General features: G+C 67.1%; 26 protein-coding genes. 14 read left to right on the top strand and 12 right to left on the bottom strand.

Annotated elements, in window-relative coordinates; all coding sequences use genetic code 11:
• Position 1: 1 nt before the first annotated feature.
• Positions 2-496, bottom strand: a complete 495-nt coding sequence (gene ybaK / locus ACIA76_RS11495) for a Cys-tRNA(Pro) deacylase (RefSeq protein WP_397151219.1) — start codon at positions 494-496, stop codon at positions 2-4.
• Positions 497-603: 107 nt separating this feature from the next.
• On the opposite strand from ybaK, the gene ACIA76_RS11490 reads away from it, so the two are divergent.
• The gene (locus ACIA76_RS11490; protein ID WP_397151217.1) at positions 604-1,407 is read left to right on the top strand and encodes a sigma-70 family RNA polymerase sigma factor; all 804 of its coding nucleotides are present in this window, start codon (positions 604-606) and stop codon (positions 1,405-1,407) included.
• Positions 1,404-1,691, top strand: a complete 288-nt coding sequence (rsrA, locus tag ACIA76_RS11485) for a mycothiol system anti-sigma-R factor (RefSeq protein WP_397151215.1) — start codon at positions 1,404-1,406, stop codon at positions 1,689-1,691. Before ACIA76_RS11490 ends, rsrA begins: the two co-directional genes overlap by 4 nt.
• Positions 1,692-1,787: 96 nt before the next feature.
• On the opposite strand, the gene ACIA76_RS11480 is transcribed toward rsrA, so the two are convergent.
• On the bottom strand, positions 1,788-1,862 hold the full coding sequence (locus tag ACIA76_RS11480) for a 50S ribosomal protein bL37 (RefSeq protein WP_115061593.1): 75 nt from the start codon (positions 1,860-1,862) through the stop codon (positions 1,788-1,790).
• Between the two features lie 177 nt (positions 1,863-2,039).
• On the opposite strand from ACIA76_RS11480, the gene ACIA76_RS11475 reads away from it, so the two are divergent.
• Together ACIA76_RS11475 and ACIA76_RS11470 are read left to right on the top strand one after the other, a co-directional pair.
• Positions 2,040-2,255: a biotin/lipoyl-binding carrier protein gene (locus ACIA76_RS11475; protein ID WP_397151213.1), complete on the top strand. Its 216-nt coding sequence runs from the start codon at positions 2,040-2,042 to the stop codon at positions 2,253-2,255.
• Between the two features lie 147 nt (positions 2,256-2,402).
• Positions 2,403-3,917: a sensor histidine kinase gene (locus tag ACIA76_RS11470; protein ID WP_397151211.1), complete on the top strand. Its 1,515-nt coding sequence runs from the start codon at positions 2,403-2,405 to the stop codon at positions 3,915-3,917.
• Positions 3,918-4,051: 134 nt separating this feature from the next.
• On the opposite strand, the gene ACIA76_RS11465 is transcribed toward ACIA76_RS11470, so the two are convergent.
• Positions 4,052-4,306, bottom strand: a complete 255-nt coding sequence (locus ACIA76_RS11465; protein WP_062507827.1) for a WhiB family transcriptional regulator — start codon at positions 4,304-4,306, stop codon at positions 4,052-4,054.
• A gap of 234 nt (positions 4,307-4,540) precedes the next feature.
• Positions 4,541-5,521, bottom strand: a complete 981-nt coding sequence (locus ACIA76_RS11460) for a diacylglycerol/lipid kinase family protein (protein WP_397151208.1) — start codon at positions 5,519-5,521, stop codon at positions 4,541-4,543.
• A 56-nt stretch (positions 5,522-5,577) separates the two neighbouring features.
• Here ACIA76_RS11460 and ACIA76_RS11455 point away from each other — a divergent pair, with 56 nt between their 5' ends.
• Complete coding sequence (locus ACIA76_RS11455; RefSeq protein WP_397151206.1) at positions 5,578-5,976, top strand: hypothetical protein; 399 nt, start codon at positions 5,578-5,580, stop codon at positions 5,974-5,976.
• 97 nt (positions 5,977-6,073) lie between these two features.
• On the opposite strand, the gene ACIA76_RS11450 is transcribed toward ACIA76_RS11455, so the two are convergent.
• The 4 genes from ACIA76_RS11450 to ACIA76_RS11435 are packed head-to-tail and all read right to left on the bottom strand — an operon-like array spanning position 6,074 to position 10,136.
• The gene (locus ACIA76_RS11450) at positions 6,074-6,550 is read right to left on the bottom strand and encodes a GNAT family N-acetyltransferase (RefSeq protein ID WP_397151204.1); all 477 of its coding nucleotides are present in this window, start codon (positions 6,548-6,550) and stop codon (positions 6,074-6,076) included.
• The gene (locus ACIA76_RS11445) at positions 6,547-7,155 is read right to left on the bottom strand and encodes an acid phosphatase (RefSeq protein ID WP_397151202.1); all 609 of its coding nucleotides are present in this window, start codon (positions 7,153-7,155) and stop codon (positions 6,547-6,549) included. Before ACIA76_RS11445 ends, ACIA76_RS11450 begins: the two co-directional genes overlap by 4 nt.
• 54 nt (positions 7,156-7,209) lie before the next feature.
• Complete coding sequence (locus tag ACIA76_RS11440) at positions 7,210-8,430, bottom strand: PQQ-binding-like beta-propeller repeat protein (protein ID WP_397151200.1); 1,221 nt, start codon at positions 8,428-8,430, stop codon at positions 7,210-7,212.
• A gap of 17 nt (positions 8,431-8,447) precedes the next feature.
• Entirely contained in the window at positions 8,448-10,136 is a 1,689-nt protein-coding gene (locus tag ACIA76_RS11435) for a DEAD/DEAH box helicase (RefSeq protein WP_397151198.1), read from the bottom strand.
• A 462-nt stretch (positions 10,137-10,598) separates the two neighbouring features.
• On the opposite strand from ACIA76_RS11435, the gene ACIA76_RS11430 reads away from it, so the two are divergent.
• The 3 genes from ACIA76_RS11430 to ACIA76_RS11420 all read left to right on the top strand — a co-directional run bounded on the left by ACIA76_RS11430 (position 10,599) and on the right by ACIA76_RS11420 (position 12,717).
• Positions 10,599-11,657: an alpha/beta hydrolase gene (locus ACIA76_RS11430; protein ID WP_397151196.1), complete on the top strand. Its 1,059-nt coding sequence runs from the start codon at positions 10,599-10,601 to the stop codon at positions 11,655-11,657.
• A 41-nt stretch (positions 11,658-11,698) separates the two neighbouring features.
• Positions 11,699-12,397, top strand: coding sequence for a ferritin-like fold-containing protein (locus tag ACIA76_RS11425; RefSeq protein ID WP_397151194.1), 699 nt, complete (start codon positions 11,699-11,701; stop codon positions 12,395-12,397).
• Positions 12,398-12,489: 92 nt separating this feature from the next.
• Positions 12,490-12,717 (top strand): DUF3107 domain-containing protein, encoded by a 228-nt coding sequence (locus ACIA76_RS11420; protein ID WP_397151192.1) that lies wholly within the window; start codon positions 12,490-12,492, stop codon positions 12,715-12,717.
• 57 nt (positions 12,718-12,774) lie between these two features.
• On the opposite strand, the gene ACIA76_RS11415 is transcribed toward ACIA76_RS11420, so the two are convergent.
• Complete coding sequence (locus tag ACIA76_RS11415; protein WP_397151190.1) at positions 12,775-13,437, bottom strand: TetR/AcrR family transcriptional regulator; 663 nt, start codon at positions 13,435-13,437, stop codon at positions 12,775-12,777.
• A gap of 271 nt (positions 13,438-13,708) precedes the next feature.
• On the opposite strand from ACIA76_RS11415, the gene ACIA76_RS11410 reads away from it, so the two are divergent.
• The 3 genes from ACIA76_RS11410 (at position 13,709) to ACIA76_RS11400 (ending at position 17,371) form a co-directional block, all read left to right on the top strand.
• Positions 13,709-14,833 carry a DUF3152 domain-containing protein gene (locus ACIA76_RS11410; RefSeq protein ID WP_397151188.1) on the top strand — a complete coding sequence of 375 codons (1,125 nt, stop codon included), beginning with the start codon at positions 13,709-13,711 and terminating at the stop codon, positions 14,831-14,833.
• 269 nt (positions 14,834-15,102) lie between these two features.
• Positions 15,103-16,287, top strand: coding sequence for an adenylyltransferase/sulfurtransferase MoeZ (gene moeZ, locus ACIA76_RS11405; protein ID WP_397151186.1), 1,185 nt, complete (start codon positions 15,103-15,105; stop codon positions 16,285-16,287).
• 232 nt (positions 16,288-16,519) lie between these two features.
• Positions 16,520-17,371 carry a TIGR02569 family protein gene (locus ACIA76_RS11400; RefSeq protein ID WP_397151184.1) on the top strand — a complete coding sequence of 284 codons (852 nt, stop codon included), beginning with the start codon at positions 16,520-16,522 and terminating at the stop codon, positions 17,369-17,371.
• A 66-nt stretch (positions 17,372-17,437) separates the two neighbouring features.
• On the opposite strand, the gene ACIA76_RS11395 is transcribed toward ACIA76_RS11400, so the two are convergent.
• Together ACIA76_RS11395 and ACIA76_RS11390 are read right to left on the bottom strand one after the other, a co-directional pair.
• Positions 17,438-18,922, bottom strand: a complete 1,485-nt coding sequence (locus tag ACIA76_RS11395; protein ID WP_397151182.1) for an MFS transporter — start codon at positions 18,920-18,922, stop codon at positions 17,438-17,440.
• A 183-nt stretch (positions 18,923-19,105) separates the two neighbouring features.
• Positions 19,106-19,783, bottom strand: coding sequence for a FadR/GntR family transcriptional regulator (locus tag ACIA76_RS11390; protein ID WP_397151180.1), 678 nt, complete (start codon positions 19,781-19,783; stop codon positions 19,106-19,108).
• 137 nt (positions 19,784-19,920) lie between these two features.
• On the opposite strand from ACIA76_RS11390, the gene ACIA76_RS11385 reads away from it, so the two are divergent.
• Positions 19,921-21,117 carry an MFS transporter gene (locus tag ACIA76_RS11385; RefSeq protein ID WP_397151926.1) on the top strand — a complete coding sequence of 399 codons (1,197 nt, stop codon included), beginning with the start codon at positions 19,921-19,923 and terminating at the stop codon, positions 21,115-21,117.
• Positions 21,118-21,149: 32 nt separating this feature from the next.
• Here ACIA76_RS11385 and ACIA76_RS11380 read toward each other — a convergent pair whose 3' ends face one another.
• Positions 21,150-21,296 (bottom strand): hypothetical protein, encoded by a 147-nt coding sequence (locus tag ACIA76_RS11380; protein ID WP_397151178.1) that lies wholly within the window; start codon positions 21,294-21,296, stop codon positions 21,150-21,152.
• 491 nt (positions 21,297-21,787) lie between these two features.
• Between ACIA76_RS11380 and ACIA76_RS11375 the strand changes: the two genes are divergently transcribed.
• Together ACIA76_RS11375 and nirB are read left to right on the top strand one after the other, a co-directional pair.
• On the top strand, positions 21,788-23,032 hold the full coding sequence (locus ACIA76_RS11375) for a helix-turn-helix domain-containing protein (RefSeq protein ID WP_397151176.1): 1,245 nt from the start codon (positions 21,788-21,790) through the stop codon (positions 23,030-23,032).
• A 356-nt stretch (positions 23,033-23,388) separates the two neighbouring features.
• On the top strand, positions 23,389-25,920 hold the full coding sequence (gene nirB, locus ACIA76_RS11370; RefSeq protein WP_397151174.1) for a nitrite reductase large subunit NirB: 2,532 nt from the start codon (positions 23,389-23,391) through the stop codon (positions 25,918-25,920).
• Positions 25,921-25,923: the final 3 nt, after the last annotated feature.

Here is a 25,923-nt window from a genome sequence, read left to right as displayed (position 1 = left end):
GTCAGCCCTGGATCACCGGGGCGGTGACGGCCCGGGTGAGCCGGATCAGATCCACGGGCGCGACCTCGATCTCGAGGCCGCGGCGGCCCGCGCTGCACAGCATCCGGTCCCAGCGCAGCGCCGAGGCGTCGATCACGGTGGGCAGCAGGCGTTTCTGGCCCAATGGCGAGATACCGCCCAGGACATAGCCGGTGGTGCGCTCGGCCTTGGCCCGCTCGGCCATCGCGGCCTTGGGTGCGCCGAATGCGGCCGCGGCGGCCTTGAGCGACAACGTATTCGGCACCGGCAGCACGGCGACCGCGAGGCTACCGGTCGACAGCTCGAGCACCAGGGTCTTGAAGATCTGCTCGGCCACCACGCCCAGCTGTTCGGCCAGCGCGGCGACGGCCTCGGCGCCGAAGGATTCACTGCGCGGATCGTGGGTGTAGGAATGCACGCGATGCTCGGCCTTCGCCTGGGTCAGCACTCGGATCGCGGGGGTCGACGCGCCTGCCATGCCGGTCAGATTAAGCGGCGTGGGAACACAGCGAAGTCCCGGCATGTTGCATGCCATACATATACAGCAGCCCATCCCGCCCCGTGAGACCCCGAAGGAGATTGCCGGTGAGCGTTCTGGTCGATGAACGCCCGGTGGCCACCGTCACCGGATTCCTGCTGCCCACCTCCCGCGCGGTAGATTCGAAAGCTACGGCGATCGAAGGGATGGGCGTGACGAGCGACGACGATTTGGCGGCCGGCATCGGCGAGCCCGATGATCCGGCCATCGACGAATTCGCGGACGACGAACCGGGGGCCCGCAGCAACTCGAGCGAGACCGAACTGGCGGCGCGGTTCGAGCGCGACGCGCTCCCGCTGCTGGATCAGCTCTACGGCGCGGCCCTGCGGATGACCCGCAATCCGGCCGACGCCGAGGATCTGGTGCAGGAGACCTTCGCCAAGGCGTTCCAGGGCTTCCGGTCCTTCCGCGAGGGCACCAATCTGCGCGCCTGGCTGTACCGGATCCTGACCAACACCTACATCAACTCCTATCGGAAGAAGCAGCGCCAGCCCGCGCAGTATCCGACCGACGAGATCAGCGACTGGCAGCTGGCCGCCACGGCCGAGCACACCTCGACGGGTCTGCGCTCGGCGGAGATGGAGGCGCTCGAGGCGCTGCCCGACGACGACATCAAGGCCGCCCTGCAATCGCTTCCGGAGGAATTCCGGATGGCGGTGTACTACGCCGATGTGGAGGGCTTCCCTTACAAGGAGATCGCCGACATCATGGGAACCCCGATCGGTACGGTCATGTCCCGCCTGCACCGCGGCCGCAAGCAGCTCAAGACCCTGCTGGCCGATGTGGCGCACGAACGTGGATTCGATCGGAACCGAGCGGGCGAGGGCACGCGTCAGGAGGTAACCCAGTGAGCAGCGGCGAGAAGGATATGGAACTGGACTGCACGGCGGTGCTCGCCGACGTCTGGCTCATACTCGACGGTGAATGCGACGCCGCGACCCGCGAGCGCCTGCAGCATCACATGGACCACTGCTCGCCGTGCATCGACGCCTACGGCCTGGAGGAGAAGCTCAAGCGTCTGCTGCACACCAAGTGCGGCGGCGATCGCGCCCCCGACGCCCTGCGCGAGCGCCTGACGCTGGAGATCCGCAAGGCGGTCACCATCGTCGAGACGACGGAGACCCGCGAGGGCTAGCCAGCGCCCGGCCCGGTAATACAGCAAGAGCGGCACGCCGATGAAAAGGCGTGCCGCTCAGTGCTTTTCGGAGGCGCTGTACTCAGCGCCTGCCACTCAAGCGTTGGGACGCTTGCCGTGGTTGGCACCGTTCTTACGACGGCTGCGCTTCTTACGACCACGCTTACCCATGGTTATCTCCCTTCTGATCGGGGGTCATTCTTCCATGTGCGCCTGTCCGCGGACCGAGGAGGGCGATCGCGACGGAAGGCCCGGGTTACGGGCCGGTATCCCCCTTCTGATCGAGTGCCGTCCGGCTGTGTGTGATTGGCTGTACCGTCACCAGTGCCGATTGATCGAGAGGGTGTCATGGCTGAAGAAGTGCACGCCGAGATGGTGTCGACTGTCTTCCAGATCGTCGCGCAGGAGGGCGCGCCGATCCAGGAGGGGGACACCCTGGTGCTGCTCGAGTCGATGAAGATGGAGATCCCGGTGCTCGCCGAGCTGAGCGGCACGGTCACCTCGATCAATGTCAAGCCCGGTGACGTGCTGCAGAAGGGCGATCTGATCGCCGTCATCTCGTAACCCCGGCTGGCGTAACCTCTGATTTCGTAAGGACATGGGTAACTCGTCGGGTACGCCCAGAACTGGAGTGGCCGGTGGACCGCCGGCCCGCATCGTGAATCTCGAGGCACTTGCTGGTGCGCAGAGGTCGCGGAGAGGCGGACGAGCTTGTCGACTTTGAGCGATCTGCTGGCGGAACATACCGACCTGCCGGGTGCCGCCGTGGATCATCTGCAGCGGATGGTGGGTGATTGGCAACTGCTGTCGGATCTGTCGTTCGCGGATCTGCTGCTGTGGGTGGGTGCGGGCCCGGTCTCCGAGGGGGCCGATGTGGTCTGTGTCGCCCAGAGCCGGCCCACCACCGCCGCGACCGTCCATCCCCGGGATCTGGTCGGCTCGGTGGCCGCCAAGGAGGAGCACGCCCAGATCTTCGAGGCGCTGCTGAGCGGTGAGATCGTGCGGATCGACTCGGATGTCGAATCGACGGGGGTCTATCACCCCACACCCATGCACGCGATCCGCGAGGCGATCCCGGTGCGGGTGGGCTCGGATGTGATCGCGGTGCTCGGCCGCGATACCGAGGTGCAGCGGACGAAGGTGCGCGGGGGTCTCGAACAGTCCTATATGGCCTGTGCCGACGATCTGTGCCAGATGATCTCCGAGGGCACCTTCCCGACGCTCGAGGATCGCACCGGCTCGCATTCCAGCCCGCGCGCCGGGGACGGCTTCATCCGCATCGATACCGAGGGCGCTGTCGTCTACGCCAGCCCGAACGCGCTGTCGGCCTATCACCGCATGGGCCTGCAGAGCGATCTGGCCGGTCAGGATCTGGCCCAGACGACCCGGTCGCTGATCACCGATCCGTTCGACGCGCAGGAGGTCGTCAGCGATATCCAGGCCGCGCTGGCGGGTAAGTCGGGGCGGCGCATGGAGGTCGAGGCGCGCGGCGCGACCGTGCTGCTGCGGACCATCGTGCTGCGCCCACACGGCGAATTGGCCGGCGCCGCAGTGCTCGTCCGCGACGTCACCGAGGTGAAGCGCCGCGACCGCGCGCTGCTGTCCAAGGATGCGACCATTCGCGAGATCCACCATCGGGTCAAGAACAACCTCCAGACCGTCGCCGCGCTGCTGCGCCTGCAGGCCCGCCGCACCGAGAACGAGGAGGCGCGCCTGGCCCTGACCGAATCGGTGCGCAGGGTCACCTCGATCGCCTCGGTGCACGAGATGCTGTCGATGTCGGTGGACGAGGAGGTCGATCTCGACGAGGTCGTCGATCGGCTGTTGCCGATCATGGCCGATGTCGCGACCGTGCATACCGCGCGTATCAAGGTGCGCCGATCGGGATCGCTGGGAGTGTTCTCCGCCGAGCGGGCAACGCCTTTGGTGATGGTGCTCACCGAATTGGTGCAGAACGCTATCGAGCATGCGTTCGATGCGGGCGAAAACGGCACCGTGACAATTCGTTCCGAACGTTCGGCACGCTGGCTGGATGTGATCATCAGTGACGACGGCCGGGGATTGCCCGATGGTTTCAGTTTGGAAGGCTCCGACCGTTTGGGACTGCAGATCGTAAGAACCCTTGTCACAGCCGAATTGGGCGGTTCGATCGGATTGCATCCGGGCGCAGATGTCGGAACCGACGCGGTGTTGCGAGTTCCACTGGGGCGTAGATCTTCTCGCTAGGTCTCGGCCAAAAGCATGCCGAGACCCGTTATGGGGATTAGACAATGAAGCCCGGCACCCTCGGGTGCCGGGCTGGAAATGCGTTACGTACCGGGCTGTGCGACTATCGCGTGGCCGTAACGCCCAGTGCCGTACTAGACGACACTGCGGGTGCGGGTGCGCGCGTTACGACGCTTCAGCGCCCGACGCTCGTCTTCGCTCATACCACCCCAAACGCCAGCGTCCTGTCCCGACTTCAAGGCCCAGGACAGGCACTCGGCGGTCACAGGGCAGCGGGCGCAGACCAGCTTGGCATCGGCAATCTGCGCGAGCGCGGGACCACTGTTACCGACCGGGAAGAACAGCTCGGGGTCCTCGTCGCGACAGATGGCCTTGTGGCGCCAGTCCATTCCTCTGCTCCTTTGCATGGGCGCGCTAGGGCGCCTCGGGTTTGTAGTCCGTTCACTTGTGCGACTCGAATGTTTCCGCACGGTTGCTTGTGAATGCTTTCACGAACACCGTAGATGTCAATAGGTTTGTGGCGCACCGTGGGGAAGCTCACGCTGTAAGGCCCCTACATGGGAACCTGCGGAGTCCTTTGTACTCGCTCGCGCGGGTTTTCGCAGCACAACTGCGAGGTTTCTTCAGTTGTGTCGGCCCGAATCCGGTCGCGGGGCGACCACGTCGAGCACCTCCGGCACCGCCGTGAATTCCACCACGCTGCGGCGGCCGATGAAGTCGCCGTCAATTTGCAACCCGATCGGCTCGGCGGCCGTGATCCGCACCGACGGTACATCATCGGTGCGAAACAATCTGCGTGCCTTGGGGTTTCCCTCCGCGGACAGCAACTGACGAGCGACCCACAGTGTCGGCAGTACCCGCATGGTCCGCATGGCAAACACTCCGAGTCCGGATTCGAATCGGGTCCCGGGGTTGGTGCGTACGGGCCGGGAGTCCAGATAGGTCCACGGACTGGTGTTGGTGACGAAGGCGTAATGCACATCCGTGACCGGTTCGTGATCCGGGATGTGCAGGGTGAGTGACGGTTCGCGGCGCTTGGACCGGAAGAACTGCCGCACGGTCGTGCGCAGATAGCGGGCCGGGGTGGCCGAGTGGCCGTTGGCGCGGCTGTTATCGATCGCCTCGCACACATCGGCGTCGAGCCCGACGCCGGCGCTGAAGGTGAACCAGCGATCATCGGCGATGGCCAGGCCGATGCGCCGGTCGGTGCCCGTCGAGATCCCGCCCGCGTCCAGCGACAGCAGATCGATCAGCTGGTTGGTGGCCGCGACGGGATCGGGTGTGATGCCCAGCGATCGGGCGAACACGTTGGCCGAACCGCCGGGAATGATGCCGAGCCGGGGGATCCACGCCTGCCCGTCGGCGACCTGCGGCAGCGGCAGGAATCCGTTGATCGTCTCGTTGACCGTGCCGTCGCCGCCGTGTACGACGATCAGATCCATCTCGTTGGTGGCGGCCCACTGCGCCAGCTCGGCCGCGTGCCCGCGGTGCTGGGTGTGCGCGACGATCAGCTGGGTGCGGCTTTCCAGGGCGTGGGCGAGCAGATCGCGGGTGGCCGGTGTGGTCGAGGTGGCGTTCGGGTTCACGATCAACAGGGTCCGCACGTGAGCAGCGTACTGGCCCGGGCCGGAGACGAATTCGGGTGACTTAGGCTGGCCGGGTGGCGAACCAGGACAAGACACCCGCGACGGTGCGCGGCGCCGGGGCGGTCGCGGCCCTCGAGGGACTGACGGGCGTGATCATCGCGATCGTGCTGGTGGCGCAGGGCACCAAGGGTAGTGAGAGCGCGGCCCAGGCGTACGGCACCGCGGGGTACTTCGCGATCCTGGCGGGCGCGGTACTCGCGGCCGGTATCGCCCTGTACTTCGGGCGGCGCTGGGGCCGGGCCATCGTGGTGCTCACGCAGATCCTGCTGCTGCCGGTCGCGTGGTACATGTTCAGTTCGCACCGGCCCGAATTGGCCGTCCCGGTCGGCCTGGCCGCCCTGATCACCCTCGTCCTGATCTTCTCCCCGCCCTCGACCCGCTGGATGGCCAGCCTCTACGACTCGGTGGAGTGAGCGCGGGCCCCGAAATCCGGTGCCTCGTATTGCCCCCTGATCGGCCCGTGGGCGAGCTTTTGGTCAACTGTCCACTTCGGAGTACGGGAGCGAAGCCTCAGGACGCGCCGAGGCGTTTCAGCGCGTCGCCGGTGAGTCGGTAGCCGGTCCACTCGCTCTGCGACTCGGCGCCCAGGGCCTTGTAGAAGTCGATCGACGGGGTGTTCCAGTCCAGCACCGACCAGTCGACGCGCTCGTACCCTCGGGCCACGGCCTCGCGGGCGAGTTCGGCGAGCAGGGCCTTGCCCAGGCCCAGGCCGCGCGCCTCGGGCTTGACGTAGAGATCCTCCAGGAAGATGCCGTGGGTGCCGGTCCAGGTCGAGTAGTTCAGGAACCAGATCGCGCAGCCGAGCACCTCGCCGTCCGAATCGCGCTGTGCCACATGGGCGAATACGGCGGGGGTGGGACCGAACAGCGCGGCGTGCAGCTGTTCGGCGGTCAGCCGGCATTCCTGCAGCTCCCGCTCGTATTCGGCGAGGTCGTAGACCAGACCCACCAGTGCGGGTACGTCGGCGGGGGTGGCGCGGCGAATCATGAAGCGGCTCCGTCGAGTTCGGGGACGAGATTGTGAGCGAGCACCGTGCGGGCCTGATGCTCGTAGCCGAGCACGCTGATCGCGCCGGTGGACAGGAAGAAGCGGCGGCCCTCGCGCACCGGGAATTCGGCCCAGCGGGCGATCAGCGCGCGGGAGAAGTGGCCGTGGCCCACGAGGACGACATCGCGTTCGTCTAGGGCGGGCAGCACCGAGGCGAGTACCCGATCGGCGCGGTCCCGCACCTGATCGGCGGTCTCGCCGCCCGGGGCCGGATGGGTGAAGATCGTCCAGTCCGGCACGTTCTGCTGGATCTGTGTGGTGGTCAGGCCCTCGAAGTCGCCGTAGTCCCACTCCACCAGATCGTCGTCGAGGCGGGGATCGGGCAGGCCGGCCAGTTCCGCCGTCTGCACGGCACGCTGTTTGGGACTGGTCAGGACCAGCGGATCGCGCAGGCTCAGCCGGGCGATCACGCGCGCCGCGGCCCGCGCCTGTTCGCGGCCGAGCGGGGTGAGCGGCACATCGGTGCGCCCGGTGTGCTTGCGCGCCTTGGACCACTCGGTCTCACCGTGCCGGAGCAGGACCAGCCGGAATTCCGTTTCGCCCATATGCCGATCATGCCCGACGAGTCCTGTGTCGCGGACATCCGGGCGTCGGGTCGGTTACTGGCCGAGTCCGTACAGCTGCCCGCCGCGCTGCTCGAGCACGGCGGGGCCGACGGCCGCGAGGGAGATCGGCTCATTGTGGTAGTCGGTGCGCTGCAACGGAATTCGGCCGATCGCGGCGCCGGTCATCGGATCCAGTACGGCCAGGCCCGCGGGGGTCGGCATCAGCAGTCGGCCCGCCATCATGGTCGGGCTGCCGAGCGAGTCGGGGGCGGTCCAGACCGGATCCAGGGTGCTCGCGTTCAGGGCGATCAGGGAGTTGCCGGTGAAGACGAAGAAGGTCGAGCCGAGCCGGGTGGTCGTGGTCGTATCGGTCAGCGGCGCGGTGAGGCGGTGGACCGCGACGGCATTGGCGGCCTGATCGTAGACGGCCAATTCCGGTGCGGCGGTATCGGTTCCGGGCAGATACACCGCGATTCGGCTGTCCGCCACCGCGATCACGCGCGCCTTCTCCGAGACCGCGCCCGGATCGGTGAGGACGTGCGAGCCGTACTCCTCGGGCATCGTATTGTCCTTGGGCGACGGATTCATCACGGTCAGCCGGTCGGCGGCGTCGTCGGGACAGCGCTCGACCACCGCCACCCGTGAGGTGTTGGACGCCGCCGAGAGGAGTGTGCAGCCGCGGCGCGGCTGGGCCCCGTGGGTCACCGGCGCGTCGACGTGACCGTATTCGAGGGTGCGCACCAGATCCGGACGCCACAGCTCCATCCGGTCCGGGCCGAGCGCGAGCACGTAGGTGCCGTCGGCGGAGAGCCGGACCTGCCGGTCCATATAACTGCTGCGGGCGCCGCGGCGGAGGCCCGTATCGGCGGCCAGCAGCGTGGTCTGACTGCAGCCGCGCTGATCGCGATAGGTCGCGATGACCGTGCCGAGCTGACTCTCCACCCCGCACAGGGGTATATCGCGCTGGTACTTCCACACCTGCGCGCCCGTCACCGGATCGCGCCCGGTGACCGTGCCGTCGTCGCCGGTGACGGCGAGTCCGCCGCCGACCAGGGCACGGCCGGATATCGTGTCGGCGGCGTGCCACAGTTCGCGCAGCGAGGTCGGCAGATGATCCGCGGGCGTCACCGGGACGACCGGATGCGCGGCGGGCTCGGACACCGTCCCCCGCGCATCGCTGGTCGCCCACATGACGATCACCGCGATCACCACCACGACGGCGATCGCGGCTGCGGCGTAAAGGTCGGCGCGCGTCCGCCGTTCGGGTGCGAGCACGTCAGCGAGCGTAGTGCTTAGGCCGAGGCGACGGCCACCGGTGTGTCGGCATCCTCGGTCGCGGCCGGCTTGCGGCGGCGGCGGCGCCGGCGGGCCGGTTTGTCGGACGAGGACTCCTCGGCGTCCGCGGCGGGCTCATCGGACGACTCGACTTCGCCTGTGCTGCCATCGTTCTCGTTCTCTGCCTCGGCACCGGTATCGGATGCCGAGCGGCGACGGCGACGCCGGCGCGGGGCGGGCTTATCGGCCTCCGAATCGGATTCCGGCGCACCGCCTTCGGCGACCTCGTCGACCGGAGCCGTTGCCGCGGAATCGTTGTCGACGCTCTCGTCCTCGCGCCCCACGACCTCGCCCCGCACGGTGCGGCGGCGGTTGCGCTTGCGCGGGGCGCGCTTCTCGCGCTCCACCACGACCGCGTCCTCGTCCCGCTCGACGGGCTTGCGGTGCGGCGTGCCGTTGATGATCTCTTCGGAGATGCCGAGATCGGAATACAGGTGCGGCGAGCGCGAATACGTCTCCACCGGTTCCGGAATGCCCAGGCCGAGCGCGGAATTGATGGAGGCCCAGCGGTTCAGCTCATCCCAGTCGACCAGGGTGACCGCGACACCGGTGCGACCGGCGCGGCCGGTGCGGCCGATGCGGTGCACGTAGGTCTTCTCGTCCTCCGGGCACTGGTAGTTGATGACGTGGGTGACGTCGTCGATATCGATGCCGCGCGCGGCGACATCGGTCGCGACCAGGACGTCGATCTTGCCCTTGCGGAACTTGTCCAGCGCCTTCTCGCGCGCGATCTGACCCAGATCGCCGTGTACGGCCCCGACCGCGAAGCCGCGCTCGGCCAGCTCGTCGGCGACCTTCTGCGCGGTGCGCTTGGTGCGGGTGAAGATCATCGTGGCGCCGCGGCTCTCGGCCTGCAGGATGCGCGCGATGACCTCGGTCTTGTCCAGCGCGTGGGCCCGGTACACGAACTGCGCGGTGCGATCGTGCACCGCCGAATCGTGCGGCTCCTCGGCGCGGATATGGGTGGGCTTGTGCAGGAACGTGCGGGCCAGGGTGATGATCGGGCCCGGCATCGTGGCCGAGAACAGCATCGTCTGACGCTGGTCGGGAACCATGGTCAGAATGCGCTCGATATCGGGCAGGAAGCCCAGGTCGAGCATTTCGTCGGCCTCGTCGAGCACCAGCACGCCGACCTTGCCGAGGACCAGATGCTGCTGTTCGGCCAGATCCTGCAGGCGGCCGGGGGTGCCGACGACCACGTCGACACCGGAGCGCAGCGCGGAGATCTGCGATTCGTAGGGGCGGCCGCCGTAGATCGAGGCCACCCGCAGCGGGCCCTTGTGGTTCTTCAGGTACTTTCCGGCGTTCTCCAGATCCTGGGTGACCTGGATGCACAGTTCGCGCGTCGGCACGATGACCAGGGCGCGCGGGGTGCCGTCCAGGGCGGTGGTGCCGGAATCGGCGGTGGCGATTCGGTGCAGCAGCGGCACGCCGAAGCCGAAGGTCTTACCCATACCCGTGCGGGCCTGGCCGATCAGATCCTCGCCGGCGAGCGCCAGCGGCAGGGTCAGTTCTTGGATCGCGAAGGTGCGTTCGATACCGATCTCACCGAGGGCGCGCACGATTTCCGGGCGCACTCCCAATTCGGTGAATGTGGGCGCGGTGTGGTCGGAGTCGAGTTCGGCGGTCAGCAGGGTGTCCGTCAACCCCGGTTCCTGTTCGACGGTGATCTTGCTCAGGTTCTTACCTTTCCTCGTGTTATCGCATCTCGCGCGCACGAGGTGTGGGAAGGCCACATATCCGGCGGTGTGTCCACCTCGGCCACTGCGGGATGCCCGGTTGGGCATCTACCTGGCGCGGCGCAATGGTGTCGCGGATGGTGCGCGCACATTTTCCTGGGCTCGAAGATTTCCGTTGCCCATGGGGATTGTAGCGTGATAGCTTTCGCTGCTCGATTTCCGCCACCCGCAAATGCGATCGTCAGGACGGCGGAGTTCTTCCATACTTCATTCCTTCCGCTTCGCCGGTGTCTCGTCGTACGCTGCGGCACATGGCAATTCATCGGCGGCGGCCAATTCCGGCGTCCGTTCCGGAGGTCGGATCGATCGGCGCGACGGTGGCCAACGCCACATATGTGAGACATGATGTCACGGGATAGGTTCGATGCCGTGAGTCTGGCAGATTCGGTGGGCGTCGCGGCCCGCAATGCGTGGGCCCTGACCTTCGGCGAGGGCATCCAACCTCCCACCCCTACTCCCTCGACCGTGCTGTGGGACGAGCCGCACCGGCAACTGCGCCGCTTCGAGCGCACCGACGGCTCGACCGGCGGATCCGATCAGACCGCGGTCCTGCTGGTGCCGCCGCTGGCCGCCCCGGCCTTCTGCTTCGATCTGCGGCCCGATCAGAGCCTCGCGAGCTACCTGCTCGAGGCCGGACGGCATCCGTATCTGATCGACTACGGCGAGATCACCTTCGCCGATCGCCGCATGGGCTTCGAGGAGTGGATCGACGACATCCTGCCCACCGCCATCGGCCGGGTCTCGGCCGATCGGGACGGCGCGCCCGTGGATCTGGTCGGCTGGTCGCTGGGCGGGGTGCTCGCGCTGCTCACGGCGGCGGCCGATGCCGCGCTGCCGATCCGCTCGATCACCGCGATCGGCGCGCCACTGGACTACGACAAGATGATCGGCGTGCCCCAGCTGCGGGCGGTCGCGCGATTCACCCGCGGCCTGGCCACCTCCACGCTGGTCCGCGCGGCCGGCGGTGTACCCGCGCAGCTGACCCGGCTCGGCTATCGGGCCACCTCCTGGGAGCGGGAGCTGCGCCGCCCGCTGTTCATCGCGGCCAACCTCACCGATTCGGCGACGCTGGCCCGGATGGAGACCGTCGATCGGTTCCAGGCCCAGCTGCCCGGCTATCCGGGACGGCTGTACAACCAGCTGTGGAGCCGGTTCATGCTGGCCAACGACATCGGCAAGGGTGTGGTGCGGCTGGGGGAGCGGCATATCGCGCTGGCCGATGTGATCGCGCCGGTACTGCTGGTCGGCGGTCCCGACGACGTGATCACCACGGCCGCGGCGGTCGAGCACGGGAGGACCACGCTCACCGGCGCACCCGAGGTTCGCTACGAGACCGCGCCGGGCAGCCATCTGGGCATCCTCACCGGGCCGAAGGCCAGGGAAACGACGTGGACCTACCTCGAGAAGTTTCTGCGAGATCGGGCGTGACCGGGTACGGGGCGGTCGGCGCCGCGACTAGGGTGGACGCCATGGGAGTCAACCCGTCTGCCGCGCTGGGCGTTTCGACCGAGCCCAATTCGCGTATCCCCGCCGATCATCCCGGCGTGACCGACCTGTTCGCGGTGCTCGCCTATGGCGAGATTTCCGCGTTCTACCGGCTCGCCGAGGAGGCGAAGCTGTCGCCGACGCTGCGCGGCAAGGTCGCCGTGGCCAAGATGGGGGCCGCGGAGGTGGAGCATTTCGCGACCCTCGAGCAGGCGCTCTCGCAGCGCGGCGTCGATGTGTTCGACGCGATGGCGCCGTTCGTGCGCGCCCTGGACGCCTATCACGACTCCACCGATCCCTCGACCTGGCTCGAGTCGATGGTGAAGTTCTACGTCGGCGACGGCATCGCCGCCGATTTCTACACCGTGCTCGCCGACGCGCTGGCCCCCGAGGTGGCCGCGGTCGTGCGCGATGTGCTCGCCGAGACCAGCCACTCCGAATTCGTCATCGAGGAGGTCCGCCGCGCGGTCGCCGAGAACCGGTCCGAGCGCGACCGGCTCACCCTCTGGGGCCGCCGCCTGCTCGGCGAGGCGATCACCCAGGCGCAGTACGTCATGGCCCAGCGTGACGAGCTGACCGAACTCGTACTCGCCGCCACGGGCGATCTCACCGGCATCGCCGTGTTGTTCGAGCGGATGCAGGCCAGTCACGCCGAGCGCATGCGGGTTCTCGGCCTCGGTTGAGGCTGTTCGCCTACAGCGCACCTCGTCTCGTCACCCACTCGTCCTGCATTAGCCTGAGCAGGACAGCAGCATCTGGACTTAGGAGGTTGGCCGTGGAGGTCAAGATCGGTATTTCGGATAGCCCGCGCGAGCTCGTGATCACCAGTTCGCAGACCCCGGAAGAGGTCGAGGCGCTGGTGTCCGGTGCGCTGGCGGGCGGCGGCGGCGTGGTCACGCTGACCGACGAGAAGGGCCGCAAGTACCTGATCCAGGCCGCCAAGGTCGCCTACGTGGAGATCGGCACCTCGACCAGCGGCCGCGTCGGCTTCGCCGCTGTGTGACCCAGAAACGCGAAAACGCGGCGGAGCACTTGCTCCGCCGCGTTTGCTTTGTCCGAATCAGCCCTGGGGGTGCAGCGGGACGCGCGAGAGGCCACCCCAGCACAGCTGAACCGTCGTATCGACGGCCTCCTCCTTGGGGATCGGCCGGTCGGCCTCGAGCCAGTAGCGGGCGGTGATCTGGCTCGCGCCCACCAGCCCGACGGCGAGGATGCGGGCCCGGTAGGGATCCAGCCCGGAGTCGTGGGCGACCAGATCGAAGACCGCGTCCACGCACGCCTCGGTGGCCTGTTCCACCCGGCGCTGGACCTGCGGCTCGCTGGTCAGATCGGATTCGAAGACCAGGCGGAAGCCCTGGGTCTCGTGATCGACGAAATCGAAGTACGCCTGCACGGCCGCGCGCACGCGCTGACGGTTGTCGGTGGTGGAGCGCAGCGCCTGCCGCACGCTCGACACCAGGACATCGATGTAGTTCTGCAGCACCGCGACATATAGCTCGAGCTTGCTCGAGAAGTGCTGGTACAGCACGGGTTTGGAGACACCGGCGCATTGCGAGATCTCATCCATGCCTGCGGCGTGGTATCCGCGTAGCACGAAGACCTCACTGGCCGCGGCGAGCAGTTGCGCGCGACGAGCGTCGCGGGGCAGGCGCGTTCCGCGCTTGCTCGGCATGGCCTCGGACGACGCTCTAGGCGACGTCATCCGGTCCACGAGGTCTGTCATTTCGGCTCTCCCAATCGAATCCCGGCTCGGAAATGGGTATGCGCGGGTATCCCACGAACGATACTCGCATGCGGGTCCGCGTGCTGATCCCTGTTCGCACACTATTGCGGTCGTCCAACTACAAGCGACCGATAACCTTTCACTCTATTGGCAACCGGTCAGTAACCGGCCGCCGTGAGAAATCTCGCACAGTGGTGAGAAATCTCGCAACCCCTCGAGCTCGGGTCACGTCCGTCGGTGCGGCAGCGCGGGTTGTGAGACGCTGAATGTCGTGACCGACCAACGGGGCAGATCGACCGGCGGGCGCGATTCGCGCCGCCCCGTGGACGCTGTCGCCGCGCGAGCGAGTGCCCTCGGCTCGAGACGTAAGAGTAAGCCACAGCCGGAGATCTACGACCCACTCGGGTTGTATACCGATCTGGACGAGCAGTCCGAGCAGCTCACTCACCGCATCGATCGCTCACATCAGCCGCTGCGGGCCCGATGGGATCCCACCGCGCCGGACGATTCCCGCGCCCGGCCGCGGCCGGATCGTGAGGCGCCGCCGCAGAGCGCGCTCGGCCGGTTCGTATCCGCCTACGGCTGGCGTGCGTACGCGCTGCCCGTGCTGTTCGTCATCACGGTGCTGGTCGTCCTCGATGCCGTCAAGGGGGGTGGCACCACACACGGTGCGTCCGGTCCGGGACGGCTGAGCCAGCGTGCGCCGGGCATCTTCGGCGCGCCGCCCAAGGGGGACACCAAGTTCTCCGGCGATCTGCCGACCGGCACCCTGCCCGACGGTGGACAGTTCGCTGAAACCGCTGCGGGCACTTGGCATCTGGTGCCGGGTACCAGCGCCCAGGTCGGCGCGCCGCAGGCGCATGTGTTCACCTATACCGTCGAGGTCGAGGACGGTGCCGACACCACCGGATTCGGCGGCGACGCCGCGGTGGCCAAGATGGTCGACGCCACGCTGTCCAATCCCAAGAGCTGGATTCACGATCCGGCATTCGGCTTCCGCCGCATCGACTCCGGCACTCCCGACTTCCGGATCTCGCTGACCTCGCGCCAGACCACCAAGTCCGCCTGCGGTTTCGAGATCCCGATCGACTCCTCCTGCTACAACTCCGATCTCGATCGGGTGGTGCTGTCGGAGGTGCGCTGGGTGCGCGGTGCGGTGTCGTTCGAGGGCGATATCGGCTCGTATCGGCAATACCAGATCAACCACGAGGTCGGCCATGCGATCGGCTATCACGAACATCAGCCGTGCGAGACCGACGGCGCCCTGGCCCCGGTGATGATGCAGCAGACCTTCGGCACCCGCAACAACGACATCGCCGCCCTCGACCCGGAGGGCGTGGTCCCGATGGACGGTAAGAAGTGCCGCTTCAACCCCTGGCCCTATCCGATCGGATAGCTGTGTTGGATTGCGCCGCCTCCGGCGTCGCGGGTTTGCGGCGCCCGAAGGCTCGTCGTTCGACGGCCGCCGCTTGCTCCTTCGTCGCTTGCGCGGCGACCGCCGAACGACGAGCCGCGCCGCAAACCGTGCGAGGCGGTGCCGCCGGGCGCGTCCCGTTGTCCGCCCCGGGTGGCGGTTGGATATGGTCTGCGCGGGAAGAAGCGCTCGATGCGCCGCGTTGCAGGAGTGAGCGTGATCGGCGAATTCTATTCGAGGAGTCTGCGAACGTGTCATCACCACAGTCCCTGCCGCCACTGGTGGAGCCGGCAGCGGAGCTGACCCGCGACGAGGTCGCCCGCTACAGCCGCCATCTGATCATTCCCGATCTGGGCGTGGACGGGCAGAAGCGATTGAAGAACGCGAAGGTGCTGGTGATCGGCGCGGGCGGGCTGGGCTCGCCGGCGCTGCTGTATCTGGCCGCGGCCGGTGTCGGCACCCTCGGCATCGTCGAATTCGACGAGGTGGACGCCTCGAATCTGCAGCGGCAGATCATTCACGGCGAATCCGATATCGGGCGCCCGAAGGCCGATTCGGCCCGCGATTCCATTGCGGAGATCAACTCCGGAATCACCGTGGAGCTGCACAAGTTTCGGCTCGACAACGACAATGCGGTCGAGCTTTTCTCCCGCTACGACCTGATCGTCGACGGCACCGACAACTTCGCCACCCGCTATCTGGTCAACGATGCCGCGGTGCTGGCCGGTAAGCCCTATGTCTGGGGTTCGATCTACCGGTTCGAGGGTCAGGTATCGGTGTTCTGGGAGGACGCCCCCGAGGGCCGCGGCCTCAACTACCGCGACCTGTACCCCGAGGCCCCGCCGCCGGGCATGGTGCCCTCGTGCGCCGAGGGCGGCGTGCTGGGTGTGCTGTGCGCGTCCATCGGCTCGATCATGGTGACCGAGGCGATCAAGCTGATCACCGGCATCGGCGAACCGCTGCTGGGCCGGCTGATGGTCTACGACGCACTGGATATGAGCTACCGCACCATCAAGCTGCGCCGCGATCCGGAGCGGCAGCCCATCACCGAGCTGATCGACTACGACGCGTTCTGTGGCGTGGTGTCCGAGGAGGGGCAGGCCGCGGTCCTCGGCGCCACCGTCACCGCGCGCGAGCTGAAGGAGATGCTCGACGCGGGTAAGGATGTCGCGATCATCGATGTCCGGGAGCCGGTCGAATGGGATATCGTGCGGATCGACGGCGCGACGCTGGTTCCCAAGGACCGCATCCTGTCCGGTGAGGCGCTGGCCGAACTGCCGCAGAATCGTCCGATCGTGTTGCACTGCAAGACCGGTGTGCGTTCCGCCGAGGCATTGGCCGCGCTCAAGCGCGCCGGATTCTCCGACGCCACTCACCTGCAGGGCGGAATCATCGCCTGGGCCAAGCAGATCGATCCCTCACTGCCCGTGTATTAAGGCGCTGTGCCGCCTCCCCGCGTCTCAGGCCATACCAGTCGGGTGCCGCACGGGCCTGGCCACAGGTCCTGCGTCGGGTGCCTGGCTGGGCCTTGGGCGTGCCCGACGAGTTACCCATGTGCTTGCGAAATCAGTTGTTCCGTAAGTAGGAATTAACGACATACCACAGGCCGATCTCGAGGACTCGGCGCGGCAGTCTCGTTGGGTAAAGACCTGGGAGTACGGTACGGCCGTGACTTCTGTGGAACCGCCCGAGCACGTGCGTGCCACGTTCGGACTTCGCGAAGAAACCCCGATCGCACTGGGTGATTGGGACGGCGGCTGGCGCTGTGGCGATGTGGTGCTCAGCCCCGTGGCCGACCATGCGCGGGCCGCATGGTCGGCCAAGGTTCGCGAGACGATGAAGGTGGACGGACTGCGGTTGGCGCGCCCGGTGCGCGCGACCGACGGTCGGTACGTCGTATCCGGCTGGCGCGCGGACACTTATCTCGAGGGCACGCCCGAGCCGCGCCACGACGAGGTGGTGTCGGTATCGCTGCGCCTGCATCAGGTGACCGCGGCGCTGGATCGGCCGCGCTTTCTGGTGCAGCAGCCGATCGCGCCGTGGGTGGATGTCGATGTCTTCGTCGCCGCCGATCGGGCCGCGTGGGAGCCGGTTCCGTTGCGCAGCCTCAAGATCGGCGGCATGCTGCCGGTCACCTCGCCCGACGGGCAGCGCAGCCTGGAGATGCTCGCGCAGCTGGCCACCCTGCGCAGACCGGTGCAGACCCCGCCGCAGTTGGTGCACGGCGACCTGTTCGGCACGGTGTTGTTCGCCGGGCCGCATACTCCCGGCCTCACCGATATCACCCCGTATTGGCGGCCCGGGCCCTGGGCGGCGGGGGTCATCGTGGTCGACGCCCTGTCCTGGGGCGGCGCCGATGACGGCCTGCTGCAGCGCTGGTCGGATCTGCCCGAATGGCCGCAGATGGTGTTGCGCGCGGTCATGTTTCGGCTCGCGGTGCACGCATTACATCCGCGCTCGACGCCGGAGGCCTTCCCGGGCCTGGCCCGCACGGCGGATATGGTCCGCCTCGTCGTGTGAAAGACCCCGTGTCACAACAAAAAAGCCGTGCCGGGCAAAGTCGCTGCCCGGCACGGCTTTTCGGTATCAGATGTTCGCGTAGGCCAGCGACGGGGACCGGTCCACCGCGAACGACGAACGCAGATAGAACCACCAGGTCAGTCCGCCCATGATCAGGAACGCCACGGCGTAGGCCCAGAACGCGGGTGCCATGCTGCCGTGGAAGTGCAGCGCCGACTCGCGCAGCGCCTGCTGCACGACCCAGCCGCCGGCCGCGCCGACCGCGCCGACGACGCCGATCGCGGCGCCGGCCTGCCGCTTGGCCGCGATGACCGCCCCGGCCGGATCCTGTCCGGTCTCGCTGGCGCGCTGCTTGGCCGCCGCGGCGAAGATCGACGGAATCATCCGGTAGGTGGAGCCGTTACCGACGCCGGTCAGCACGAACAACAGCAGGAACGCGATCAGGTACAGCGGAAAGTTCTTGGCCGACAACGCCGCCATGATCAGCACGGTCGCCACCGCCATACCGCCGAAGACGTACAACGTGATCCGTGCGCCGGTGAGCCGGTCGGCGATCCAGCCGCCGAACGGACGGCTCATCGAACCCACGAACGCGCCCAGGAAGGCGAGGTTGCCCAGCGTGCCCATCCAGCCGATCTTGGCCAGCTCCGGGAAGTTCGACTTGATCAGCGTCGGGAAGGCGAAGGAGAATCCGATGAACGAGCCGAAGGTGCCGATGTAGAGCACCGCCATGATCCAGGTGTGCGGATTGACCAGTGCCAGTTTGTAGGAGCTGCCGTCGGCCTTGGCATGGGTGATCGAGTCCATGTACCGCAGGGCCCCGAACATGGCGATGAGCACGAAGGGAATCCACATCAGCGTGGCCAGCGTGATGCCGAACCGGTAGCCGCCCGCGTCCTTGGCCATGATGTGCGTGCCCAGCGTGATCACCAGTGGCACGAACAATTGTGTCTGTGCCACACCGAGATTGCCGCCCGCCGCGTTGATGCCCAGCGCCGTGCCCTTCTTACCCTCGGGGAAGAAGAAGTTGATATTGGCCATCGATGACGAGAAGTTACCGCCGCCGACACCGGCCACCGAGGCCAGAACCATGAAGACCCAGAACGGAGTTCCGGGCTGATTGACGAAATACGCCAGCCCCAGCGTCGGGATCAGCAGCATGACGGCGCTGAAGACGGTGAACGCCCGGCCGCCGAACCTCGGGATGGCGAAGGTGTACGGAATCCGCAGTGCCGCACCGACGAGCGTGGGCATCGAGGTCAGCAGCAGCGAATTGCTCAGTGCCACCGGATTTCCCTTGCCCAGTCCGTCCAGGAAGGCGAAACCGGCCGGGCCCATGGCGGTGACGACGCTGGCCCACAGCACCCAGACGCTGAAGCCCAGATTCTCGGCGAATACCGAGAAGAACAGATTCTTGCGTGCGGTCTGCTGTCCGCCGCTCTCCCAAAAGGTTTCGTTGTCCGGCTCCCAGCGGTCCAGCCAGCGGCCGCGGGCCTGATAGGTGAATGGCGGAGTGTCCGTGCCGGGCTTCGCTGCGGCGTCGGTGGTCATGGCTTCCTCTCGAGCTGAATGCGACCGCCCCTCATCGGGGTGCCCGGGCCGGAGGAGCACGTGGCCTGCGGGACCGGCGGGTGGGCTCTACCGTACGAAGGAGCCGTTACACCGGATTCACACTCGATGACGATCGGGCCAATTCTCACTCACCGCGGCGCAACCCGCTCGGTGACGAGTTGTTTACCTGTCCGGATACTCCGCGATGAGCGAGCCGAAGAAGCAGTTGGCCACGCGCGCGGCCCGTTCCGGATCGCCCTCGATGACCGATTCGACCAGTTCGGCGTGCTCGGCGTGATAGTCCTCGGTGGATCTGGCCGAGCTGGAACGGATTCCCTGTTCGATGACCGGCAGCAGCGAATCGTAGAACTCCAGATATACCGCGTTATGGCTGGCGACCACGATGGCGCGGTGCAGCTGCACATCGGCGTCGATGGCTTCCTGGGCCTCCTGCCCGGCCTCGTCCCAGGCCCGGATGCGCACGTCGAGCAGGCGGCGCAGATCGGCGATATCGTTATCGTCGCGGCGCTCGGCGGCCAGCCGCGCCGCCGTGGTGTCCAGGGCGCGGCGCAGCTCGAGGATGTCGCGGGTGACGGCGTCGGCGAAGTACTTGGTGAGCGTTCCGCCCAGGTCGGACGTCGCGATCACATAGGTCCCCGAGCCCTGGCGACGTTCGAGCATTCCCGCGTGTACGAGGGCCTGGACGGCCTCGCGCACGGTGTTACGACCGGTGCCGGTGAGCTCGGTGAGCTCCGGTTCGGTCGGGATACGGGAGCCGACAGGCCAACGGCCGGAACGGATTTCGGCACGCAGCTGCTCGGTGACCTGAGCGATGAGGCTGGTGCGACGAACGGGTTGCACGGACAACAGAGTACCCCGCATCACATTTGTTGCCGCATAACATCCAATCATCCTATGATTTCTCGGTGACAGTAACCGCCGAGCAGACGACCCAGCAGAGCCAGCGGCAGCGCCGCCGTTCCTTCGTCGAGGGTCGGTTGCTGGTCCTGGTCGCGATCATCGCCTCGGCATCGACCCTGCGTGTCGCGGTTACCGCCTTCAGCCCGCTGGCCGAACGGATCGGTCAGGACATCGGCTATTCGACAGCCGTGGTCGGCGTGTTCGGCATGATCCCGACGGCGATGTTCGCCTTCGCGGGCATTCTCACCCCTATTCTCGAGCGTCGCCTCGGACTCGAGCGCACCGCGCTGGTCGCGATGCTGGCCGTCGGCCTCGGTCAGGCCCTGCGGGCCGTCGTGCCCGATACCTGGGAGCTGCTGGTCTTCTCCGCGTTGGCCCTGGCCGGTATGGGCGTCGGCAATGTGGTGATCCCGCCGCTGGTCAAGCGGTACTTCTCGGATCGGGTCGGCACGCTGAGCTCGTTCTACATCGTGATGGTGCAGCTGGGCACCGTGGTGCCCGCGCTGATCACGGTGCCGGTGGCGAATGCGCACGGCTGGCGGGTGTCGCTGGGGATGTGGTCGGTGCTCGGCTTCGTCGCGGTGCTGCCGTGGCTGGGTGTGCTGCGCGCTCGGAGCGGGCGTGATCAGCAGGATCGGACCGCGCTGCCGCCGGAGCCGGGCGAGGCCGCGGGCAAGCCCTGGCGCTCGCCGTTGGCCTGGGGTATGGCCGGCATGTTCGGCATGACCTCGCTGACCACCTACGCCATGTTCGCCTGGCTGCCCAAGATCTTCTCCGACGCCGGCGCCAGTGAGGCATTCGGCGGCACGATGGTCGGCATCTTCTCGCTGATCGGCCTCGGCGCCGCGCTGTCCGCGCCGACGATCGCCGCGCGCATCCGCAATCCGTTCCCGATCGTGGCGGTCTGCGCGCTGTGCTTCTTCGGCGCCTTCGCCGGGCTGCTGATCGCGCCGATGAGCGTGCCGCTGCTGTGGGTGCTGCTGCTGGGTCTGGGCCCGAGCACCTTCCCGATCGCGCTGACCTTGATCAACCTGCGCACGCGTACCCAGGCCGGTTCGGCCGCGCTGTCGGGATTCACCCAGGGCGTCGGCTATGCCGTGGCCTGTGTGGGGCCGTTGCTGTTCGGTGTGCTGCACGACGTCACCGGCGGGTGGGGTGCACCGTTCGCGCTGCTGTGTGTCGCGGTGCTCGTGCTGGTTGCCGGAGCCTGGCAAGCCTGCAAGCCCCGGATGCTCGAAGACACCTGGCACGCCCCCGCCTCCCCGCGCCTTTAGGCCGCACCAGATCGTTTCTGCGCGAGTCGCTTTCACGGCTCATGGTCCTCGCCTTCGATGCGCTGCCGGATCTCGTGCACCGAGCGGCCCTTCGGAATCCGCTGCGGCCAGAAGATAACGACGAGGAAGACCGCGAGCGGGATTCCGATCACGATCACCAGGCCCCACTGCCAGCTCATGGTCGGTTCCGGTCGTTAGGGCGGCGGCCGTCGCGGCAATACCCGGCGGCAACGGCCGCGAGAACACCGAGGATGCCGAGTCCGAACGCGATGAACTCGTTCATCATCGGTCCCATGCTCGGATCTGCCACAGTGGCCTGGGTGGCACATTGCCGTCCGGGTCGTCGATGGGCTGGATCTCAACCTGGTAGTCGGGGTTCGAGATTCGAAGTGCGGCAAGGAATTTCAGGACGATATGTGGTGCGGCGGTGTATTCGAGCGTCGGCTGTCGACGCTTGTGGACGCACGCCTGGGGTCGTGGCAATCCGTTGGTTTCCATCGCCCCTGCCTCCCATGTGGATTGGTGAGGCACCCACCGCCGAGGCGTCGATAGGGCAACGGCATCGGTCCGGCGGCGGTGCTTGGTTCAAGCCTTGCCGCCCCACGGACCAGGCGGAACCGATACGCTGTTTCCCAGATCACACCCGAGAATCTGAAAACACTCAGGATTGATGAGCGTGACCCGTGAGACGGCACGATTGCCAGGGATGAACCCTGAACGCACAGGACGAACGCTGCGACAGCTGCGTCTACAACGTCAGCTCAGCCTGCGGGATCTTGCGAGCCTGCTGTACTGCGATTACTCGTGGGTGTGCAACATCGAAGCTGGACGCCGCTGGCCGAAGGATCGCGGATGGGTCGAACGCGCCGACCTCGCCCTCAACGCTGACGGCGTGCTGATCACCGCGTGGGACGCCGACCAATGCGAACAGGCTCGCGCCGCCGACACCATGCGCATGCTCGACCAGGCCCGCCGCGACTCCGAAGCTCTGATTGCCGCACCGGACGGCGTGCACCTGGACGACATCTACGACGACATCGTCCACGTGGCCCGAGTCTCCGGAATCGAGGCATACGACAAGACGATTCAGCACGCGCTCGATGTGCGAGCAGAGCTCATGCGCCGTCTTCGTGAGGGCGCACACCGGCCCGCCGCCATCCGGGATCTGTATATAGCACTCGGGAAGGTATCAGGCGTCCTGGCCTATCTGACCTTGGATCTCGGACGGTCCGACATGGCACGCACCTACGTTCGGGCAGCATTCCAGCTTGCTGATCGGGCTGAGCATGATCAACTACGGGCATGGTCGCGGGGGACTCAATCCCTTGCGTTCCGGTTCACCAAAGACTTCGAACTCGCCCGTGATGCCGCCATCGACGGACTCCGCTACGTAGGGGCATCCACAGGCACCGCCGAGCCGCGACTCCTCTGTGGTCTCGCCGCATCCACGGCCAACCTTGGTGACTCACAGCGGGCGGTCGAGCTTCTCGAAGAGGCAGACAGGGCCCGAGACAGGTGCGGACCGGATGAAATTCCTGGACCGCTATTCGGGTTCAGCCCTGCGAAACAGCTCTACTACCACGGCTTCTCACTGATGTGGGCCGACGATCCCGAAACCCTACGAAGGGCCGTGAAAGCCTCCCACGAGGCGATCGTGGCCTGGAAGGAACAGAACTCGCCAGGTGACGAGATGCTGACTCATATCTATCTCGCCACCGCATGCGTCCGCCTACACGATCTGGACGGCACCATGGAGGCAGTAGGTCCCATCCTCGAGCGCCCGGTAACAGCATCATTCTCATGGGTCAAGAAACGGCTGAACCAGTTGGACGGGCTGCTCGATGAGAACTTCCCTGATTCGCGGGTGGCTGCTGAGATGCGGGAGACGCTTCAGACGTACACGCATGCGGCGTGAGACGCGCAGGTAGGACCGTTCATCGGCCCGCTACACGCCCATCTCACGGGTGATCTCTCGTGGTAGTGAGCAACCGTTGATTCAGTAGTCATCTTGCGCAGCATCGGCGCAATACCGGTTTCCTACCTTGGGTTCATGCGCAGCTGCCAGATCGAGTATCGGGGTGCCGGGAACAGTGCTGTCCGGGTGCCGTGGTTCTCCTATGTCTCGGCCGGGTCCGTCGCCATCGTGTTCGGGTCCGGCACGGTCTGTTGTGCCCGCTTTGGCGACCTGCCGGTGGGGGCTGGAAAAGTCATGCCGCACAATGCATTTACCGCAGTCCCGTCCGGGGCGGACCGCAACCACAGGAGATTCGCATGGTAGTCAACCGGCGCAGGACCGTGGTGGTCGTCGGTCACGGCATGGTCGGACACCGCTTCGTCGAGGCCCTGCGCTCGCGCGATACCGGCGGGCAGTGGCAGGTCGTGGTGTTGAGCGAGGAGCCGCTGCCGGCCTACGACCGGGTCGGGCTGTCGTCCTACGTCGGCGCGTGGGACGCGGGCGCACTGGCACTGCCGGGTAACGAGTACGCCGGTGACGAGCTGGTGGATCTGCGACTGGGGGAGCGGGCCGAGGCGATCGACCGCGACGGACGCAAGGTGACCTCGTCCAGCGGTGCCGTGATCGGTTACGACGCACTGGTTCTCGCGACCGGATCGTATGCCTTCGTCCCGCCGGTGCCCGGCCACGATCGCCCGGAATGCTTCGTATACCGCACCATCGAGGATCTCGACGGTATCCGGTCCGCGGCCGAGGCGGCCGGGCCCGGCGCGGTCGGCGTGGTGGTCGGCGGCGGCCTGCTCGGCCTCGAGGCCGCGAATGCGTTGCGGCTGTTGGGCATGACGCCGCATGTGGTCGAGTTCGCGCCGCGGCTGATGCCGGTGCAGGTGGATGAGGGCGGTGGCGCGATCCTGGAGAGCCTGGTCACCGAGCTGGGCCTGCGGGTGCACACCGGGGTCGGCACCGCGGCCATCGAGCGCTCGGAAGACGGTGCGGGCCTGCGGGTCTCGCTGTCGGACTCCTCGACGATCGAGGCCTCGCTGGTGGTGTTCTCCGCCGGTATCCGCCCGCGCGATCAGCTCGCCCGCGACGCGGGCCTCGAGATCGGCTCGCGCGGCGGCGTGGTCACCGATCTCGGGCTGCGCACCGGCGATCCGGCCATCTATGCCATCGGCGAGGTCGCGGCCGTCGAGGGCGTCTGCTACGGCCTGGTCGCCCCCGGCTACACCACCGCGGAGATCGTCGCGGACCGATTACTCGGCGGCACAGGCGAATTCCCGGGCGCGGATCTGTCCACGAAGCTGAAGCTGCTCGGGGTGGACGTGGCCTCCTTCGGCGACGCGCACGCCACGACCGAGGGCGCGCTGTCGGTCGTGCTGCACGACGCGGCCAAGGGCACCTACGCCAAACTCGTTGTCTCCGATGATGCCAAGACGCTGCTGGGCGGCATCCTGGTCGGCGACGCGTCGGCGTATGCGGCGCTGCGCCCGCTGGTCGGCAGCGAGCTGCCCGCCGAACCCGCCGCGCTGATCTCTCCGGCCGGCGCCGAACTCGGCGCCGACGCGCTGCCCGACGATGCCCAGATCTGTTCCTGCAACAATGTTTCCAAGGGTGCGATCTGCGGCGCCATCGCCGAGGGAGCCTGCGATATCGCGGCCGTCAAGAGCTGCACCTCGGCTGGAACCTCCTGCGGCGGTTGCGTTCCCATGCTCAAGAAGCTGCTCGAGCAGTCCGGCGTCGAGATGTCCACGGCGCTGTGCGAACACTTCGGCCAGTCGCGTCAGGAGCTGTTCCATATCGTCGCCACCACCGGCATCCGCCGGTTCTCCGAGCTGATCGCCCGCTACGGCACCGGAATGGGTTGCGATATCTGCAAACCCGCGGTCGCCTCCATCCTGGCGTCCACCTCGAGCGATCACATCCTCGACGGCGAACAGGCCGCGCTGCAGGACACCAACGACCACTTCCTGGCGAATCTGCAGAAGAACGGCACCTATTCGGTCGTGCCGCGCATGCCCGGAGGGGAGGTCACCGCCGAGCAACTCATCGAAATCGGGCAGATCGCCAAGGATTTCGGTCTCTACGTGAAGGTGACCGGCGGTCAGCGCATCGACCTGTTCGGCGCGCGCGTGGAGCAGCTGCCCCCGATCTGGCAGCGGCTGGTCGATGTGGGCATGGAGTCCGGGCATGCCTACGGTAAATCGCTGCGCACGGTGAAGAGCTGCGTGGGCTCCACCTGGTGCCGCTACGGCCAGCAGGATTCGGTCGCCATGGCGGTGCTGCTGGAGAAGCGCTATCGCGGCCTGCGCTCGCCACACAAGCTCAAGCTGGGCGTGTCCGGATGTGCGCGCGAATGCGCCGAGGCGCGCGGTAAGGACGTCGGCGTCATCGCCACCGAGAACGGTTGGAACCTCTACGTCGGCGGCAACGGCGGCCTCACACCCAAACACGCGGTGCTGCTGGCCGGTGATCTCGACGACGAGACGCTCATCCGCTACATCGACCGGTATCTGATGCTCTACATCCGCACCGCCGACCGGCTGCAGCGCACCGCGCCCTGGCAGGAATCGCTCGAGGGCGGCATCGACTACGTGAAGCAGGTCGTCTGCGCCGACTCCCTCGGCATCGCCGCCGAACTCGAGGAGACGATGGCCCGCCACGTCGCGGGCTACCGGGACGAATGGGCCGCAGTGCTCGACGATCCGGAGAAACTCTCGCGGTTCGTCTCCTTCGTCAACGCGCCCGAGGAGGCCGATCGGACCATCACCTTCGACGACAGCGGGGAACGGAAGGTACCCGTACTCCTGGGCATGCCCAAGATCACAGCCGACGCCACGGACGAGCAATAAGCG

Origin of the sequence: Nocardia sp. NPDC051570 (assembly GCF_044454005.1) — a bacterium.
Taxonomy (GTDB): domain Bacteria; phylum Actinomycetota; class Actinomycetes; order Mycobacteriales; family Mycobacteriaceae; genus Nocardia.
Note: the sequence above shows the minus strand (reverse complement) of the source record. Positions and strands in the feature narration are given on the sequence as shown.

Coding starts and splice junctions, on each gene's coding strand:
- ACIA76_RS11395 (WP_397151182.1), bottom strand. CDS start 18,922: ATGACCACCGACGCCGCAGCGAAGCCCGGCACGGACACTCCGCCATTC.
- ACIA76_RS11380 (WP_397151178.1), bottom strand. CDS start 21,296: ATGAGCTGGCAGTGGGGCCTGGTGATCGTGATCGGAATCCCGCTCGCG.
- ACIA76_RS11475 (WP_397151213.1), top strand. CDS start 2,040: ATGGCTGAAGAAGTGCACGCCGAGATGGTGTCGACTGTCTTCCAGATC.
- ACIA76_RS11465 (WP_062507827.1), bottom strand. CDS start 4,306: ATGGACTGGCGCCACAAGGCCATCTGTCGCGACGAGGACCCCGAGCTG.
- ACIA76_RS11375 (WP_397151176.1), top strand. CDS start 21,788: ATGAGCGTGACCCGTGAGACGGCACGATTGCCAGGGATGAACCCTGAA.
- ACIA76_RS11445 (WP_397151202.1), bottom strand. CDS start 7,155: ATGGGCGAAACGGAATTCCGGCTGGTCCTGCTCCGGCACGGTGAGACC.
- ACIA76_RS11425 (WP_397151194.1), top strand. CDS start 11,699: ATGGGAGTCAACCCGTCTGCCGCGCTGGGCGTTTCGACCGAGCCCAAT.
- nirB (WP_397151174.1), top strand. CDS start 23,389: ATGGTAGTCAACCGGCGCAGGACCGTGGTGGTCGTCGGTCACGGCATG.
- ACIA76_RS11450 (WP_397151204.1), bottom strand. CDS start 6,550: ATGATTCGCCGCGCCACCCCCGCCGACGTACCCGCACTGGTGGGTCTG.
- ybaK (WP_397151219.1), bottom strand. CDS start 496: ATGGCAGGCGCGTCGACCCCCGCGATCCGAGTGCTGACCCAGGCGAAG.
- ACIA76_RS11415 (WP_397151190.1), bottom strand. CDS start 13,437: ATGACAGACCTCGTGGACCGGATGACGTCGCCTAGAGCGTCGTCCGAG.